This window comes from Kitasatospora sp. NPDC022856 (assembly GCF_055561235.1).
In genome coordinates, this window is the sequence record NZ_JBVHHE010000006.1 from 289787 (window position 1) to 306419 (window position 16633).

Annotated in this window: 14 protein-coding genes and 1 tRNA gene; 13 read left to right on the forward strand and 2 right to left on the reverse strand. The window is 73.8% G+C overall.

Annotation, left to right across the window (positions count from 1 at the left end; all coding sequences use genetic code 11):
- Positions 1-30: 30 nt before the first annotated feature.
- The 5 genes from metG (at position 31) to ACZ34W_RS10275 (ending at position 6371) form a co-directional block, all read left to right on the forward strand.
- Positions 31-1653 (forward strand): methionine--tRNA ligase, encoded by a 1623-nt coding sequence (gene metG, locus ACZ34W_RS10255; protein WP_465603059.1) that lies wholly within the window; start codon positions 31-33, stop codon positions 1651-1653.
- Entirely contained in the window at positions 1653-2531 is an 879-nt protein-coding gene (locus ACZ34W_RS10260; protein ID WP_465603061.1) for a TatD family hydrolase, read from the forward strand. Before metG ends, ACZ34W_RS10260 begins: the two co-directional genes overlap by 1 nt.
- A gap of 112 nt (positions 2532-2643) precedes the next feature.
- Positions 2644-3528 carry a 16S rRNA (adenine(1518)-N(6)/adenine(1519)-N(6))-dimethyltransferase RsmA gene (gene rsmA / locus ACZ34W_RS10265; RefSeq protein ID WP_329489298.1) on the forward strand — a complete coding sequence of 295 codons (885 nt, stop codon included), beginning with the start codon at positions 2644-2646 and terminating at the stop codon, positions 3526-3528.
- On the forward strand, positions 3525-4451 hold the full coding sequence (locus tag ACZ34W_RS10270) for a 4-(cytidine 5'-diphospho)-2-C-methyl-D-erythritol kinase (RefSeq protein WP_465603063.1): 927 nt from the start codon (positions 3525-3527) through the stop codon (positions 4449-4451). Before rsmA ends, ACZ34W_RS10270 begins: the two co-directional genes overlap by 4 nt.
- Before the next feature lie 111 nt (positions 4452-4562).
- Entirely contained in the window at positions 4563-6371 is a 1809-nt protein-coding gene (locus ACZ34W_RS10275) for an ABC-F family ATP-binding cassette domain-containing protein (protein WP_359803698.1), read from the forward strand.
- 93 nt (positions 6372-6464) lie between these two features.
- Here ACZ34W_RS10275 and ACZ34W_RS10280 read toward each other — a convergent pair whose 3' ends face one another.
- The gene (locus ACZ34W_RS10280; RefSeq protein ID WP_465603066.1) at positions 6465-8483 is read right to left on the reverse strand and encodes an FUSC family protein; all 2019 of its coding nucleotides are present in this window, start codon (positions 8481-8483) and stop codon (positions 6465-6467) included.
- A gap of 402 nt (positions 8484-8885) precedes the next feature.
- On the opposite strand from ACZ34W_RS10280, the gene ACZ34W_RS10285 reads away from it, so the two are divergent.
- The 4 genes from ACZ34W_RS10285 (at position 8886) to ACZ34W_RS10300 (ending at position 14134) form a co-directional block, all read left to right on the forward strand.
- Entirely contained in the window at positions 8886-9413 is a 528-nt protein-coding gene (locus ACZ34W_RS10285) for a hypothetical protein (protein WP_329489302.1), read from the forward strand.
- Between the two features lie 43 nt (positions 9414-9456).
- On the forward strand, positions 9457-11103 hold the full coding sequence (locus ACZ34W_RS10290; RefSeq protein ID WP_465603068.1) for a WXG100 family type VII secretion target: 1647 nt from the start codon (positions 9457-9459) through the stop codon (positions 11101-11103).
- 235 nt (positions 11104-11338) lie between these two features.
- Complete coding sequence (locus ACZ34W_RS10295) at positions 11339-12631, forward strand: S8 family serine peptidase (RefSeq protein WP_465603070.1); 1293 nt, start codon at positions 11339-11341, stop codon at positions 12629-12631.
- A 162-nt stretch (positions 12632-12793) separates the two neighbouring features.
- Positions 12794-14134 carry an MFS transporter gene (locus ACZ34W_RS10300; RefSeq protein ID WP_465603072.1) on the forward strand — a complete coding sequence of 447 codons (1341 nt, stop codon included), beginning with the start codon at positions 12794-12796 and terminating at the stop codon, positions 14132-14134.
- Between the two features lie 61 nt (positions 14135-14195).
- Here the strand turns inward: ACZ34W_RS10300 and ACZ34W_RS10305 are convergent, their stop codons facing one another.
- Positions 14196-14801, reverse strand: coding sequence for a flavodoxin family protein (locus ACZ34W_RS10305; RefSeq protein ID WP_329489306.1), 606 nt, complete (start codon positions 14799-14801; stop codon positions 14196-14198).
- Positions 14802-14955: 154 nt separating this feature from the next.
- On the opposite strand from ACZ34W_RS10305, the gene ACZ34W_RS10310 reads away from it, so the two are divergent.
- The 4 genes from ACZ34W_RS10310 to ACZ34W_RS10325 all read left to right on the forward strand — a co-directional run.
- Positions 14956-15366 carry a winged helix-turn-helix transcriptional regulator gene (locus ACZ34W_RS10310; protein ID WP_329489307.1) on the forward strand — a complete coding sequence of 137 codons (411 nt, stop codon included), beginning with the start codon at positions 14956-14958 and terminating at the stop codon, positions 15364-15366.
- 134 nt (positions 15367-15500) lie between these two features.
- Positions 15501-15573 (forward strand) — tRNA-Thr (locus tag ACZ34W_RS10315).
- A 170-nt stretch (positions 15574-15743) separates the two neighbouring features.
- A complete protein-coding gene (locus ACZ34W_RS10320) occupies positions 15744-16412 on the forward strand; it encodes a LuxR C-terminal-related transcriptional regulator (protein ID WP_329489308.1) in 669 nt (222 codons plus the stop codon).
- A 118-nt stretch (positions 16413-16530) separates the two neighbouring features.
- The coding region (locus tag ACZ34W_RS10325; RefSeq protein ID WP_285736291.1) for an NAD-dependent epimerase/dehydratase family protein at positions 16531-16633 on the forward strand (103 nt) is incomplete at its 3' end.

The window sequence follows — 16633 nt, forward strand, 5'->3', positions numbered from 1 at the left end:
CGCCCCCGTACCCGATTAAGCTTGCCGACCATGGCGGCCACTGCAGAACACAGCACCACCGGGGACGCGACCCCGGCGTACTACGTCACCACCCCGATTTACTACGTCAACGATCGCCCGCACCTGGGCCACGCCTACACCACCGTGGCGGGCGACGTGCTGACCCGCTGGCACCGCCAGCGCGGCGAGAAGGTCTGGTACCTGACCGGCACCGACGAGCACGGTCAGAAGATCCTGCGCACCGCCGAGGCCAACGGCGTCACCCCGCAGGAGTGGTGCGACAAGCTGGTCGAGGAGGCGTGGAAGCCGCTCTGGCAGCACCTGGAGATCGCCAACGACGACTTCATCCGCACCACCCAGGAGCGGCACACCGACCGGGTGCAGGAGTTCGTCCAGGACCTCTACGACAAGGGCGAGATCTACAAGGGCGGCTACTCCGGCCCGTACTGCGTCGGCTGCGAGGAGTACAAGCTCCCCGCCGAGCTGCTGGACGGCGCCACCGAGGGCGAGAAGCTCTGCGCCGTGCACAAGCGGCCGGTCGAGTGGCTGGAGGAGGAGAACTACTTCTTCCGGCTCTCCGCGTACGGCCCGAAGCTGCTGGAGTTCTACGCCGCGAACCCGGACTTCATCCAGCCCGCCACGGCCCGCAACGAGGTGCTGCGCTTCGTCGAGCAGGACCTCAAGGACCTCTCGATCTCCCGCTCGACCTTCAACTGGGGCGTGCCGCTGCCCTGGGACGAGAAGCACGTCCTCTACGTCTGGGTCGACGCGCTGCAGAACTACATCACCGCGGCCGGCTACGGCACCGACCCGGAGCGCTTCGCCGAGCTCTGGCCGGCCTCCGTGCACCTGGTCGGCAAGGACATCCTGCGGTTCCACGCGGTGATCTGGCCGGCCATGCTGATGGCCGCCGGACTGCCGCTGCCCAAGCGGGTCGTCGCCAACGGCTGGCTGATGGTCGGCGGCGAGAAGATGTCCAAGTCCAACCTGACCGGCATCGCCCCGCAGGACCTCACCTCGCACTTCGGCGTGGACGCCTACCGCTACTACTTCCTGCGGGCCATCCCGTTCGGCACCGACGGCTCGTTCTCCTGGGAGGACTTCACCGCCCGGTACACCTCCGAGCTGGCCAACGACTTCGGCAATCTGGCCTCCCGGGTGGCGGCCATGGTCGGCAAGTACTTCGACGGGGCGCTGCCGGCCTCGCCGGCCCACGGCCCGGCCGAGCAGGCCGTCGCGGACGGCCTGACGGCGGCGGTCGCGACCGCCGACCGGAAGATCGGCGAGGAGCTGGACTTCGCCGGCGGCCTCGCGGCGGTCTTCGAGTTCATCAAGCAGGTCAACGGCTACCTCACCGAGCAGGCGCCCTGGAAGGTCGCCAAGGACGAGTCCGAGGAGGGCCGGGCGCGCCTCGCGACCATCCTCTACACCGCCGCCGAGGCGCTGCGGGCCACCGCCGTGCTGCTCAACCCGGTGATGCCGGCCACCGCCGAGAAGCTCTGGGTCTCGCTCGGGGCCGAGGCCGCCGGTCTCGGCGCGCTGTCCGCGCAGACCGTCGCCACCGCGGCGGACTGGGGCCGGCTGCCCGCCGGCGCCACCGTCACCAAGGGCGAGATCCTGTTCCCGCGCCTCGAAGAGAAGCCCGCCGCCTGATGGCGAAGAAGGACGACGACCGGTCGACGCCACCGCCGCTGCCCGCCCCGCTGGCGGTGGCGGTCGCCGACTCGCACACCCACCTGGACATGCAGTCCGGCACCCCCGCCGAGGGCCTGGCGCGCGCCGCCTCCGTCGGCGTCACCACCGTCGTCCAGGTGGGCTGCGACGTGCCCGGCTCGCGCTGGGCCGCCGATCTGGCGGCCGAGTTCGAGCAGGTGCACGCGGCCGTCGCCCTGCACCCCAACGAGGCGCCGCGGATCTTCCTCGGCGACCCGGACGGCTGGTCCGGGCAGCAGCGCCCGGCCGGCGGCGCCGCCGCGCTCGACGCCGCCCTCGCCGAGATCGACGCGCTCGCCGCGCTGCCGCAGGTCCGCGCCGTGGGCGAGACCGGCCTGGACTACTTCCGGACCGGTCCCGAGGGCGTGGCGATCCAGAAGGAGTCGTTCCGCCGGCACATCGAGATGGCCAAGCGGCACGACAAGGCCCTGGTGATCCACGACCGCGACGCCCACGAGGACGTCATCGCGGTGCTGCTGGCGGAGGGCGCCCCCGAGCGGACCGTCTTCCACTGCTACTCCGGCGACGCCGCGATGGCCAGGACCTGCGCCGAGCACGGCTGGTACCTGTCCTTCGCCGGACCGGTCACCTTCAAGGCCAACCAGCCGCTGCGGGACGCCCTCGCCGCCACCCCGCCGGACCGCGTGCTGGTCGAGACCGACGCACCCTTCCTCACCCCGCACCCGTACCGCGGCCGCCCCAACGCGCCGTACCTGATCCCGGTCACCGTCCGCTCGATGGCCGCGACGCTGGGGCTGCACGAGGACGAGCTGGCCACCGCCATCGCGGCGAACACGGCCAGGGCCTTCGGGTACTGAGCCGACCGGACCGGGCGCTCCGCCGGGACATGCGCGCCGCCGCACCCGGTGGTGAGCGCCCCCGCCGCGGTGGCCGAACCCCGGGGGCTCCCCGCGCCCGTATCCTTGGCGCGTGAGCACCACCGATCCCACCTCTGACATCCACCTGCTGGGCGCCGCCGACGTGCGGGAGCTGGCCGCCGCGTTCGGTGTGAAGCCGACCAAGCAGCGCGGCCAGAACTTCGTCATCGACGGCAACACCGTCCGGCGGATCGTCCGGGCGGGCGGGGTGACGGCCGAGGACTCCGTGGTGGAGGTCGGGCCCGGGCTCGGGTCGCTGACGCTGGCCCTGCTGGAGGTCGCGCGGCACGTCACCGCGGTCGAGATCGACCCGGTGCTGGCGCGGCACCTGCCGGACACCGTCGCCGCCCGGCTGCCCGGCAAGGCGGACGCCTTCGACCTGGTACTCAGCGACGCCATGGAGGTCACCGAGCTGCCCGGCCCGCCGCCCACCGCGCTGGTCGCCAACCTGCCCTACAACGTGGCCGTCCCCGTGCTGCTGCACATGCTGGCGACCTTCCCCAGCATCGAGCGCACCCTGGTGATGGTGCAGAGCGAGGTCGCCGACCGGCTCGCCGCCAAGCCCGGCAACAAGGTGTACGGCGTCCCCTCGGTCAAGGCCAACTGGTACGCCGAGGTGAAGCGGGCCGGCGCCATCGGGCGCAACGTGTTCTGGCCCGCGCCGAACGTCGACTCCGGGCTCGTCTCGCTGATCCGCCGCGATCCGCCGCGGACCACCGCGAGCCGCACCGAGGTGTTCGCCGTCGTCGACGCCGCGTTCGCCCAGCGCCGCAAGACCCTGCGCGCCGCCCTCGCCGGCTGGGCCGGCTCCCCGGCCGCGGCCGAGCAGGCGCTCGCCGGCGCCGGCATCGACCACAAGCTGCGCGGCGAGATGCTGACGGTGGAGCAGTTCGCCGCCATCGCCGAGCACAAGCCCGTGAAGCCGGAGTCCGAGTGATCACGGTACGCGTCCCCGCCAAGGTCAACGTCCAGCTGGGAGTCGGCGGGCTGCGCGCCGACGGCTTCCACGACCTGGCCAACGTCTTCTTCGCGGTCGCCCTCGGCGACGAGGTGACGGCGAGCGCCGCCGGGCCGGGCGAGGGCGTCACCCTCACCTGCTCCGGCCCCGACGCGGCCGCCGTCCCGCTCGACGACAGCAACCTCGCCGCCCGCGCGGCCCGGCTGCTCGCCGCCCGGCACGGCCTCGGCGACCCGGACGTGCGGCTGCACATCGCCAAGGCCATCCCGGTGGCCGGCGGGATGGCCGGCGGCAGCGCCGACGGCGCCGCCGCCCTGGTGGCCTGCGACGCGCTGTGGGAGCTCGGCACCCCCGCCGGGACGCTGCTGGAACTGGCCGCCGAACTCGGCTCCGACGTGCCCTTCGCCCTCCTCGGCGGCGTCGCCCTGGGCCGGGGACGCGGCGAGATCCTGGACCCGCTGCCCGTCACCGGGACCTTCCACTGGGTCTTCGCCGTCGCCGACGGCGGACTCTCCACCCCGGCCGTCTTCCGCGAGTGCGACCGCCTCCGGGAGGAGGCCGGCACCGGCTCCGGCGACACCGAGGTGCCCACCCCCGACGCCGACCCCGCCCTGCTCGCCGCCCTCGCCGACGGTGACCCCGTCGCGCTGGCCGGTGCGCTCGCCAACGACCTCCAGTCGGCCGCCCTCTCGCTGCGCCCGTCGCTCGCCGCGACCCTGCGGGCCGGCACCGAGGCCGGCGCCCTCGGCGCCCTGGTCTCCGGCTCCGGCCCCACCTGCGCCTTCCTGGCCAAGGACGCCGAGGCGGCGGCCGCCGTCGCCGAGGCCCTGCGCGCGTCCGGCACCTGCCGCACCGCGCACGCGACGTACGGCCCGGTCCCGGGGGCCGGCGTACTGCCGTAGCGGGCCCCGCCGGCTTCCCCGTTAGGCTGGGGAGATCGGGGCGACCCCGAATGGGGTGCGTACCGGGAGATCGGCGCGGCCCCGACCGCCGAATCCAGGAGCGCAGCACACGTGGCCGTCAACCTCGCCACCATCGAGTCCGTCACGAAGGTCTACGGCACCCGGGCCCTTCTGGACGGGGTCAGCCTCGGCGTCAGTGAAGGGGACCGGATCGGCGTCGTCGGCCGCAACGGGGACGGCAAGACCACCCTGATCCGGATGCTCGCCAAGCTGGAGGAGCCGGACGGCGGGCGGATCACCCACGCCGGCGGGGTGGAGATGGCCGTCCTCACCCAGCACGACTCGCTCGACCCGAAGGCCACCATCCGGCACGAGGTGATCGCCGGCCGGGCCGACCACGAGTGGCTCGGCGACGCGCGGATCCGCGACATCATCGAGGGCCTCTTCGGCGGCCTCGACCTGCCCGGCTTCGCCGAGGGCCTGGACACCGTGATCGGCCCGCTCTCCGGTGGCGAGCGCCGCCGGATCGCCCTCGCCAGGCTGCTGCTCGGCTCGCCGGACCTGATCGTCCTGGACGAGCCCACCAACCACCTCGACGTCGAGGGCATCGCCTGGCTCGCCAAGCACCTCCAGAACCGCCGTTCCGCGCTCGTCTGCGTCACCCACGACCGCTGGTTCCTGGACCAGGTCTGCACCCGGATGTGGGACGTCCAGCACGGCGCGGTGCACGAGTACGAGGGCGGCTACTCCGACTACGTCTTCGCCCGCGCCGAGCGCACCCGGATCGAGGCCACCGAGGAGCAGAAGCGCCAGAACCTCGCCCGCAAGGAGCTGGCCTGGCTGCGCCGCGGCGCCCCCGCCCGGACCTCCAAGCCGCGCTACCGGATCGAGGCCGCCAACGCCCTGATCGCCGACGTGCCGGACCCGCGGGACAAGAGCGAGCTGATGAAGTTCGCCAACGCGCGGCTCGGCCGCACCGTGTTCGAGCTGGAGGGCGTGACCGTCACGGCCGGCCCGAAGCTGCTCCTGGAGAACCTGACCTGGCAGCTCGGCCCCGGCGACCGGATCGGCCTGCTCGGCGTCAACGGCGCCGGCAAGACCTCGCTGCTGCGGGCGATGCGCGACGCGTACGCCTCGGAGGGCGACGTGCAGCCCGCCTCCGGTGTGATCAAGGTCGGCAAGACGGTCCGGCTGGCCTACCTCTCGCAGGAGGTCGCCGAGCTGGAGCCGGAGACCCGGGTGCTGCAGGCGGTCGAGCAGGTGCGCTCCCGGGTGGACCTCGGCAAGGGCCGGGAGATGAGCGCCGGTCAGCTCTGTGAGCAGTTCGGCTTCGGCAAGGACAAGCAGTGGACGCCGGTCGGCGACCTCTCCGGCGGCGAGCGGCGGCGGCTGCAGCTGCTCCGGCTGCTGATGGACGAGCCCAACGTGCTGTTCCTCGACGAGCCCACCAACGACCTCGACATCGAGACGCTGAACCAGCTGGAGGACCTGCTCGACGGCTGGCCCGGCTCGATGGTCGTGATCAGCCACGACCGGTTCTTCATCGAGCGCACCACGGACGTGGTGCACGCGCTGCTCGGTGACAAGAAGCTGCGGATGCTGCCCAACGGCGTCGACGAGTACCTGGAGCGGCGCGCCCGGATGGCGGCCGCCGCGGTGCCGGCGGCCGCGGCCGGCGTCGTGGCGGCGGCGTCGGCCGGCCCGTCCGCCGGGGACGTGCGGGCGGCGAAGAAGGAGATGCAGAAGCTGGAGCGGCAGATCGCCAAGCTGGACCAGAAGGAAGCCAAGCTGCACGCCCAACTGGCCGAGCACGCCGCCGACTTCTCCAAGGTCGCGGAGCTGGACACCGAGCTGCGCGGTGTTCGGGAGGAGAAGGAGGAGCTGGAGATGAGCTGGATGGAGCTGGCCGAGCAGGTCTGAGGGCCTGGCCGGCCTGGCCCGTCGGGCCGGCACAGCCGGTCGGGGACGGGTGGCCGGTCGGCCTGGTCTGCCTGGTCGGCCCGGTCTGCCTGGTCAGCTTGGTCGGCCTCGGTCGCCGAGGAGCGTTTCGAGTTCGTCCGCCGCACGGCCCAGCGCGCTGCGCGCCGGGTCGTGCGGCCGGGTCGGACGGGCCGCCGGCCGGGTCGGCGGCCGGTGCGCGCGGGCGGCCGCGGTGAGGTCGTCCAGGGCCCGCCGGACCCGCTCCACCTCGCCCGGGTCGGGGACCCGGCCGCCGTACCGGATCTGTGCCGCGTACGCCGCCACGGCGCCGCTGAGGCGCTCCAGCGCGGCGGTCGCGGGCAGCCACCGTTCGGCGAGCCGGCCGGTGGGCGGCGGCTCGGTGAGACCCTGCTGCACCTCCCGGCGGGCGTCGGCGAGGGCGCGGTAGGCGGTGCGGCGGAGCCAGACCTCGGCGACCGGCGTGGCGGGGGCTTGTGCGGTGGCGGGGGCGTGCGCGGTGGCGGGGGTTTGGGTGGCGGCGGCCGGGATCGGCCGGGTCTCTCCGGTGACCGAGGCGAGGTAGGCGTGGAGCGCGGCCGTCGCGTCGACCAGACGGGGCTCGATCCGGTGGCGCGGGCGTTCCGGCCAGAGCAGGTAGCCGAACAGCAGCACGATCGCACTCGCGAGCGCGGTGTCCAGGACCCGGGGCCAGAACTCGGCCGCGCCGCTCTGCCCGCCGAGCTGGAGCAGGATCAGCGCCATCGGGGTGATGGCGACGGTGTTCAGGCCGTAGTGCGCCGCCGTCGCGTACGGCAGCAGGGCCACGCAGAGCGCGGCGATCACGGTCAGCGCCCACGCGTCGGTGGTGAGCAGGAGCACCCCCGCCGTCACCGCCACCCCCAGTACGGTGCCGACCGAGCGGCTGACCGCGCGCAGGAACACCGAGCCGAGGTCCGGCTTGAGCACGAACGCGATCGTCATCGGCACCCAGTAGCTCTTGCTGAGCGGCAACGAGGCGGTGGCGGCCGAGCCGACCGCGATGCAGAGCGCCACCCGCAGGCCGTACCGGACCGACTCCCGGGAGAGCAGCCGCACGCGCAGCCGCCACGGGTCCGGGGGCGGCGGTGGCGCCGTCCCCAGGGCGGCCTCGCGCCCGGCGACGGTCTCGGCGGCCGCCCGCAGGGCCGCGTCCAGCGCCTGCCGGGACGGCGTGTCGGGCTGCCAGTCGGGCACCGCCACCTCGCCGCCGCCGCGCTCCACGGCCCGGGCGAGGAGCCCGGGGACGGCGGCGGCCTCCGGCGGGACGGGCCGCCAGGCCCAGAGCAGTCCGCTCGCCGCCTCGGTGGCCGCCAGCGCCGCCTCGTACATCCGGCGGAGCCGGACGGTGCGGGGGGCCTCGGGCACCCCGGGGCGAGGCAGCGGGAGGAGGTCCTGGAGCTGGTTCAGACGGGCCGTCAGGACCTGGCGCGACGCGGCGCCCCTCGGAGTGCCCAGGTCGGCCAGGGTGGCGCCGAGCGCGTCGTACGCGGCGGCGAGCGCCCGGGTGCGCGGGTCGGCGCGCGGGCGGCGGTGGCTGCGGCCCGGCAGGCCGAGCAGGACCACGAAGGCGGCCCCGGCCAGCATCATCGGCGCGGCCGCCCACCACGGCCGGGCGAGCGGCATTCCGCTCCCCAGCGCGGCGGAGACCAGCAGCAGCATCCCCGCCGCGGACCCGCGCGGCCCGGTGGCGCTCAGCGCCCCGGACACGAACGCCGTGGCGGTGAGCGCCGCACCGATGGCCAGGGCGGTCGACAGGAGCCCCCGGGGGTGGAACTCCTGCAGGGCGGTGCCGATCAGCATGCCGAGCGCGGAGGCGGACACCGCCGAGGCGATCCGCGGGGCGCGCAGCCGGGTGGGCTCGACGCGGTCGTTCATGGTGGCGTGCATCGCGCCGAGACCCGCGAAGACGCCGAGGTCCAGGTGGTGGGTGAGCAGCCCGAGCGCGAGCGGCACCGCCATGCCGACCGCCGCGCGCACCGTCGGCGCGAGCGGCAGCGGGGGCCGGGCCGGGCGGGCGGCCCGCGCCCACCAGGAGGTGCTCCGCCGTACGGGACCGGACGACCGGGACGGCACGTGATCACATCCATTCCGCTGCGAGCCGCCTCGCACGCGGGTGGGCGGGGCGGAGGGTCGCTGCTGTGCGACATTGCGCGGCAGATGAGGTCGTACCCGGCCGAACCGGACCCGGCCAGTCTAGCGGTCGGCCGGGTGGGGGCCGCCGGGACCTGTACGTGTCAAGTTCGTACCGATCGCACGCCCCTGGGGCACCGGCCCTGCCGACCTGACGGAGCGGGTGGCTACGATGGCTCAGGCGACTGCTGTCCGGACGGCGGGCGGCACGCCGAGTACGACTGTAAGACCGAGAAGTTGACGGTGTGTTGCGGTGCGGCGGCCCACGGGCCGCCCCGCACGCGGGGGAGAGGTGGATTTGCGGTGGCTGACGCACCTGTAGGCGGAGAAGCCGGGACGAACGGCGTGACGGCGCCTCCGGACGACAAGCCGTTCACGCTCGGGACCCATGGCGGCGGCTGGTTCGGCGGCATGTTCGGCGTGGTCGACAACGTCGTCCGGGCCGTGGAGACGAACGTCAGCGCCTCGGCGCTGGTGTCCGCCTTCGGAAGCAAGAACGTCAAGATCGAGCTGGACACGCTGACCGCCTTCGCGAAGAAGATCGAGGCGCTGCTCCAGGCGATGGAGGGCTCGGAGGCCGCGCCCTACAAGCTCCAGGAACAGCGGCTGCACGCGGACAACTTCGGCAAGGGCTTCACGCAGTCCACCGACCTGACGGCCGCGTACGGGAAGACCCACGACGCCCTGGTCAAGCTGCACAAGGACTTCGTCTCCCAGATCGAGGCGATGAAGACGGCGGTCGCGCAGACGGCGGGCAACTACGCCGGCAACGAGGAGAACACCACGGCCGCCCAGCAGGCGGTCGCGAAGAACGCCGGTGTGGTCAACCCGGCGGCGGGGCCGAACGGGCCGGGCCCGAAGGTGGCCTTCTGATGCCGGTCAGGGGCAGGAGTTTCGGTAGGACGGGGAGTAAGTAATGGCAGGCGGAACAGACTTCGAAGGCAAGAAGCACGAAGAGCTCAAGGCCATGGTCGCCGGCACCGACCCCGGCAAGGTCCTCAGCCGGGGTACCCAGCTGCAGGCGGCCGGCAAGGTCCTGAAGGAGCTCAGCCAGGCACTCAAGGCTCATGTCGACCAGATCTCCTGGGAGGGGCCGGCCGCCGAGAGCTTCAAGACCTGGGCCGGGAACTTCCACAAGTCGGCGGCGCTGATCGGGGACTACTCCACCGGCGCGGGCGATGCCATGCACCAGGCGGGCGAGGCGCTCAGCACGGCCAAGACCGCGGTGCCCGACGTCCCCAAGGCCGAGGTCGAGACGGTCAACAAGCACAACAGCCAGCCGTGCCCCACCATCACCCCGCTGCTGGAGATCAAGTACGGCGGTGTGGGCAGTTCCGCCGACCAGATCATGAAGAAGGTCGACTCCAACTGGGTCACCGCGACCGAGGCCGCGGCGGCGAAGAAGAAGGTCGACCAGGAGCACCAGGAAGCCATCAACCAGATGGTGAAGCTGGGGCAGGCCTACGAGGCGGCGACCACGAAGCTGAACTCGCTGGAGCTGCCGCCCCTGCCGGGGACTCCAGGCCAGGGGGGTGACCGGGACAGTTCGTCGGACTATGTGCCCGGTGGTGGCGGCGGCGGAACGGGCTCCAGCCACTACGCCCCCAACCCCAACACGGGTGGCGGCGGCGGTGGCGGGAGCTACAGCCCGCCACCCGGTGGCGGAGGCGGCGGCTCGGTGACCCCCCGTCCGCCCACGCCGGTCCCGACCGGGCCCGGGCACATCGACCCGGTCCCGCCGCGCCCCGGCCCGACGCCGGTGCCGCTGCCGGGTGACCCGGGCATCCCGGGGCCGACGCCCGACCCGTCGTCTCCGGTGATCCACCGACCGGGGACCGGCATCGACAGCGTGCCCACCCTGCCGACCTCTCCCACCGGTCCGGTGGCGCCGACCGGGCCCGGCGGTTTCCCGCCGAACGGCCCGGGAGGAACGCACGGGCTTCCGGTCGGCCCCGGCGGTCAGCCCGGCGGGCCCCTGCCGTTCAACCCCTTCGGTCCCGGTGGCGGTTCGCTCCCCCCGAAGGGGAACAGTCCGACCATTCCGGCCTCGGGCCGGACGAACCCGTTCGGTGGCGGCGGTGGTTCGGTCCCCCCGAAGGGAACCCCGTCCGGGCTGCCCGGCGGCGGACAGCCCTTCGGATCGCGTGAAGCCCAGGGCGGCAGCGGTCGGTCCGCGGCCGGCAACGGCATGGGCGGTTCGGGCGGCGGTATGCACCCGGGCATGGGCGGCGGTCACGGTGGCGGAGCCTCCGGTGGCAGCTCGCGCGGTCGAGGCCTGACCTCGACCACCGGTGGCACGGTCGGCGGGACCAAGGGTCCGGCCGCGGGGGGTGCGTTCACTCCCGGTGGCACGGGCCTGCGGAGCCGGGCGGGTGCCACGGGCGGTGCGGGCGGGGAGAACGGGCCGCGCTCGGGCCAGAACGGCATGGCGGGCGGTCCCGGCATGTCGGGTCACGCGGGCAAGAGCGAGCGCGACCGTCGCAAGCGTGCGGACTACCTGCACGAGGACGAGGAGACCTGGACGAGCGGTACGCCGCAGAGCAATCCGGGCGTGATTGAGTAGGACTGTGACGACTGCCCGGCCACTGGGCTCCCCCGGTGGCCGGGCAGACCTGTCCGGGGCATGGTCCTCGGTGACGGGGAGACAACGAGGAGTCGTGATGCGGCGAACGGATGTACGGGTCGGTGGGCGAATGTTCGCCGTGGCGCTGCTGGCCTCAGGCGTTGTAGTGGGCCCAGCCGTGGTTCCGGCCGCTGCGGAGGGTTCGATCCGGAACGACCAGTGGCACCTGGATGCCATGCGTGCGCCAGAGATGTGGCAGACCTCGAAGGGGCAGGGCGTCACGGTCGCGGTGATCGAGGGCGGGTTCAAGCTGGATCACCCGGACCTGGTGGGGCAGTTGCTACCGGGTAAGGACTTCAGCGGCCTTCCGGGCGGAGTGGGTGCCTCGGCCACCGGCCACGGCACGCAGATGGCCAGTCTCATCGCGGGATCCGGGAAGGGCATGGGGGGCAACGGGGCCTACGGTCTGGCGCCCGGGGCCAAGATCCTTCCGCTGAAGATCCGGAACGGCAACGAGGGTGCCGTCACCTCGGCGGACTTCCTCGACCAGATCGGTCAGGCCATCACCTTCGCCGTCGAGCAGGGCGCCAAGGTCATCAACATCTCGCAGGGCATGGCCGCCCCCAGTACCTCTCCGGACGACGTGGCCAAACTGAACCGGGTGATCGCCGGTGCGAACGCGAAGGGCTCGCTGGTGGTCGCCAGCGTCGGGAACTCCGCTCAGAGCGGGAACCTGGTCGAGTACCCCGGCGGTCTGCCCGGTGTCGTGGGGGTGGGTGCGGTCGACCGGAACGGTGTGGTGACGTCGGAGTCGGAGCAAGGGCCGCAGGTCGATCTTGTCGCGCCCGGTATGGATATGGTCGACGCCTGCACGGGCCAGACCGGGTACTGCAAGAGCCACGGCACCTCCGACGCGACCGCGCTGGTCTCCGCGTCGGCGGCGCTGGTCTGGGCGGTGCACCCCGACTGGACCGCCAACCAGGTGCTGCGGGTGCTCATCAACACCGCGGGGAAGCCGAGTGACGGCGCCGCCCGGGCCGACAACGTCGGCTACGGCGCGGTCCGGCCCCGGATCGCGCTGACCACGCCGGGGGACCCGGGGCCGGCGGACGTGTCCCCGATCCCCGAGAAGGCCGTCGAGGCCCCCTCGGCTTCGCCGTCGGCCGCCCCGTCGCCCTCGGCGAGCGCGTCCACCGGTGCTTCGGCGGCGGCGAGCGCGCCGCAGACCGCGAACAGTGCCCCCGTGGCGGCCCCGCCGGCCGCGCAGCCGCCCGCCGCCGAGGCGTCCGACTCCGGCAGCGCGCTGCCGATCGTCGTCGCCGTGGTGGTCGGGCTTGTGCTCGTGGCGGGCGTGGTGTTCCTGGTGCTGCGCCGGCGCGGGGCGGCCACCGCCGCGCCGGCCGTCGAGGCGCCGCCCGCTCCGGTGGGGTACCCGCAGGCTCCGCCGCAGGCCGGGCCCGGGGTGCCGCCGGGGCCGCCGTCGTACGGGCCGCCGGCTCCGCCGAGCGACAATCCGTACGCCCGCTAGGGGAGACGGTCCGACTGCCCGGCCGCTGGGGTGAGCCCCGGTGGCCGGGCAGTCGTCGTCGGTGGTGGCCGTGGTGCGGGGCGGGCGTGAGGTACCGGTTGTGCGCCGTCGTCACCCGGGTGGGCGCTGTCGCGGGGGTGCGGGGGTCGCCAGGGTGGCGGTATGGATACGCAGGAAGCCCGCCGGTCGGCGCAGTTGCGCAGGGCCGCGGCGGCGGCGCTGATCGGTACGGCGATCGAGTTCTACGACTTCTTCATCTACGGGACGGCGGCCGCGCTGGTCTTCGGCGGGGTGTTCTTCCCGGGCCTGGGCACGGTGGGAGCGCTGTTGGCGGCGTTCTCGGTGTACGCGGTGGCGTTCCTGGCCCGGCCGCTGGGGGCGGTGGTGTTCGGGCACTTCGGGGACCGGCTGGGGCGGCGGGCCACGCTGGTGGTGTCGCTGCTGCTGATGGGCCTGTCGACGGCGCTGGTCGGTGCGCTGCCGGGGTACGGGGCGTGGGGGTGGTGGGCGCCGGCCGCGCTGGTGCTGCTGCGGGTCTGCCAGGGCGTCGGGCTCGGCGGGGAGTGGGGCGGGGCCGCGTTGCTGATCGCGGAGAACGCGCCGGCCGGGCGGCGCGGGCGGTACGGGGCGTTCCTGCAACTGGGGCCGACCATCGGCTTCGCGCTGGCCAACGGCATCTTCCTGGTGCTCCAACTGGCGCTGAGCGAGCGGTCGTTCCACGGCTGGGGCTGGCGGGTGCCGTTCCTGGCGTCGCTGGCGCTGGTGGCGATGGGGCTGTTCGTGCGGCTGCGGATCGAGGAGACGCCGCTGTTCCGGGCCGGTGAGGCGCGGACGCGGCCGCCGGTGCTGGAGGTCCTGCGCGGGCACTGGCGGACGGTGCTGACCGGCTGCGGGGCGATCACCGTCGGGTACGCGCTGTTCTACCTGACCACCACGTACGCCCTGGCGTACGCGACGACCGGGCTCGGGGTGCCCGGCACGGTGGTGCTGTCGATGCTGCTGACGGGCGTCGCGGGTCAGGCCGTGACGGTCTGGGTGAGTGCCCGGCGCAGTGACCGGTGGGGGCGCCGGCGGATGCTGCAGGTGGCGACGGGGCTCGCGGTGTTCTGGTCGCTGCTGCTGTTCCCGCTGCTGGAGACGGTGAGCCGGCCGCTGATGTTCCTGGCCCTGGCCGGGTCGATGGTGGTGCTGGGGTGCCTGCTCGGGCCGCTGGCGGCGTACCTGCCGGAGCTGTTCCCGACCCGGGTGCGGTACACCGGCGCCGCGCTGACGTACAACCTGGGCGGGGTGGTGGGCGGTGCGACGACGCCGCTGATCGCGACCAGGCTGACCGACGTCTACGGGACGGCGGAGCCGGTCGGCTGGTACCTGGCGGCGCTGGGGCTGGTGTCGCTCTGCTGCCTGCGGCTGCTGCCGGAGACCAGCGGTGCGGACCTCGCGCTGGCCGGGGCCGACAGCGGACGCCGCCGGGCGCCCGTCCTGGGGGCGGACCCGGCGGCGTAGCGCGCGGTGGTGCTGCCGGCCCCGGTGGGCGGCTCGGCACCCCGGGTGACTCGGCTCACTGTCAGGCGGCGACGGGGGTCAGGGCGGCGCGGCCGGCCAGCAGGATCGCGGTGTGCTTGGCGACGCGGTCACCGAGGTGCTCGGCGGTGGCGATGTCGGCCAGGTGGACGGCGTCGGTGCCGCCGTCGGACGGGGTGGAGGCGGCGGCGCCGGCGAAGAAGCCGAGGCGGTTGAGGTCGTGCTCGGTGCCGGTCGAGGAGTTCCAGCCCGGCTTGAGGCCCAGGTTGACCCAGTTCATGCCGTGCTGGGCGGCGAGGGTCTGGAAGAAGCCGAGGGTGCCGGACTTGTCGCCGCTCTTGGAGGCGGAGTTGGTGAAGCCGGCGGCGACCTTGTCCAGCCAGGCGTCGCCGAACCAGCGCTTGCTGCTGGCCTCGGCGAAGACGTGGAAGGCGCCGGAGGCGGTGCCCATGTAGGTGGGCGAGCCGAAGACGATCGCGTCCGCGGCGTCCAGCCGGGCCCACTGCTCCTCGGTGATGGTGTCGACGGCGACGGTGACGACCTCGGCACCGCTCGCGGCGGCGCCGCGGGCCACGGCCTCGGCGATGACGGCGGTGTGGCCGTAGCCGGAGTGGTAGGCGATGGCGACGGTGGGGCGGATGGCGGTCATGGCTGGGTGCTCCTCGGTGGGACGCGCGAAAAGGAACGGCAGGGGAGGCCGGGGACGGCGGCTGGGCGCCGCCCCGTCCGTGGTCTCTAATGTAGACCAGGTCTCCATGAGTTACCAAGAATGGATTGGAGACCGGAGGGCTACCCTGGAGGGCATGACGACGCAGGAGCGCTCCCCGGCCGGGCCGGAGCAGGCCCAGGACCTCGATGTCTTCGCCCAGCTCTGTCCGAGCCGCGCCATGCTCGCGGACCTGGCGGACAAGTGGACGATGCTGATCCTGATGAGCCTCGGCGAGTTCGGTCCGCAGCGGTTCTCCGAGCTGCAGCGCGCGGTGGACGGGGTCAGCCGCAAGATGCTCACCCAGTCGTTGCGCACCCTGGAGCGCAACGGCCTGGTGCGGCGCACGGTGTACCCCGAGACGCCGCCGCGGGTGGTCTACGACCTGCTGCCGCTCGGCCGGGAGCTGTCCGCGCTGCTGGCGCCGGTCGGTCGCTGGACGGAGGAGCGGACCGCGGAGATGCTCGCCGCGCGCGAGGTGTTCGACGGGGCTCACCCCGACGCCTGACCGGCTGTACGACGCCGGTGCGGCACCTTCGGGCGGGGGTCGGCGAGGGGGTCGGATGTCCTCGATCGGGTGGTCGGAGCCGATTTCCCTTCCGGGCCGTCGGCCGTGTAATGTCTTCCTTGTTCGACCGGTTCGCCCCTATAGCTCAGTCGGTAGAGCGTCTCCATGGTAAGGAGAAGGTCTGCGGTTCGATTCCGCATGGGGGCTCAAAGTGAAAGACCCTCGCCCAACGGCGAGGGTCTTTTTCGTGTCCGCCCGCCGTCGCCGGGCCGGAGGCGGGCTAGCGGGCCGGGTGCCGAATGCGCTGTGATGGTGCGTCATCGGCCGCCCGCCCCACCGGGTGCGGGCGCGGGCCGGACCCCGACGGGGAGGGTGTCATGGGCGTTCGACTCGTGGTGGTCGACGACCACCGGCTGCTGGCCGAGGCGCTGGCCACCGCGCTCCAGCTGCGCGGTCACCGGGTGCTCGCGGTCGGCTCGCCGGCCGGGTCCGCCGCCGACCTGGTGGCCGGGCGCCGGCCCGAGGTGTGCCTGCTCGGGGTGGCCGGTCCGGCCGATCCCGGGGCCTTCGACGGGCTGCGCCGGATCCGCCGGGAGCGGCCCGAGGTGGCCGTCATCGTGCTCGGTCCGGTCGGTGAACTGCGGGGCGTGGCCGGTGCGTTCGCGGCGGGCGCGGCGGGCTACGTGCCCAGCGACGAGCGGATCGAGGTGGTCGAGCGGGCCATCGGGCGGGCCCGGGCCGGGGAGGCGGCGGTCGCGGTGGACGTGCTCCGGGGCGCCTTCGACCAGTTGCTGCGCCCGGCCGCGGAGCCGGACGACGAAGCGCTCCGCCTGCTGCGGCTGCTGACCCGCCGTGAGGTGCAGGTGCTGGCCCGGATCGCGGACGGCGAGGACACCGCGGCGATCGCCGCCGGGATGCGGATCGCGGCGAGCACCGCCCGGACGCACGTCCAGCGGGTGCTGATGAAGCTCGGCGCGCGGACCCGGCTGGAGGCGGCGGCGGTGGCCGCCCGGACGGGACTGCTGGAGCGGATGGCGCGGGACTGAGCGGGCGGTCCGGCCGGCGGTCCGGAGCACTCCCGCGGCCAGGGACAATAGGCCCCAGTCGTACGTACGTCACCGATGGCCGCCCACCGGCGGACCATCGCCCGCTGGAGGTCTCATCATGAGTAAGTACCTGGTCACGGGTGGCGCCGGCTATGTCGGCAGCGTGGTCGCCGCCCACCTGCTGGAGGCGGGACACCAGGTGACCGTCCTGGACGACCTCT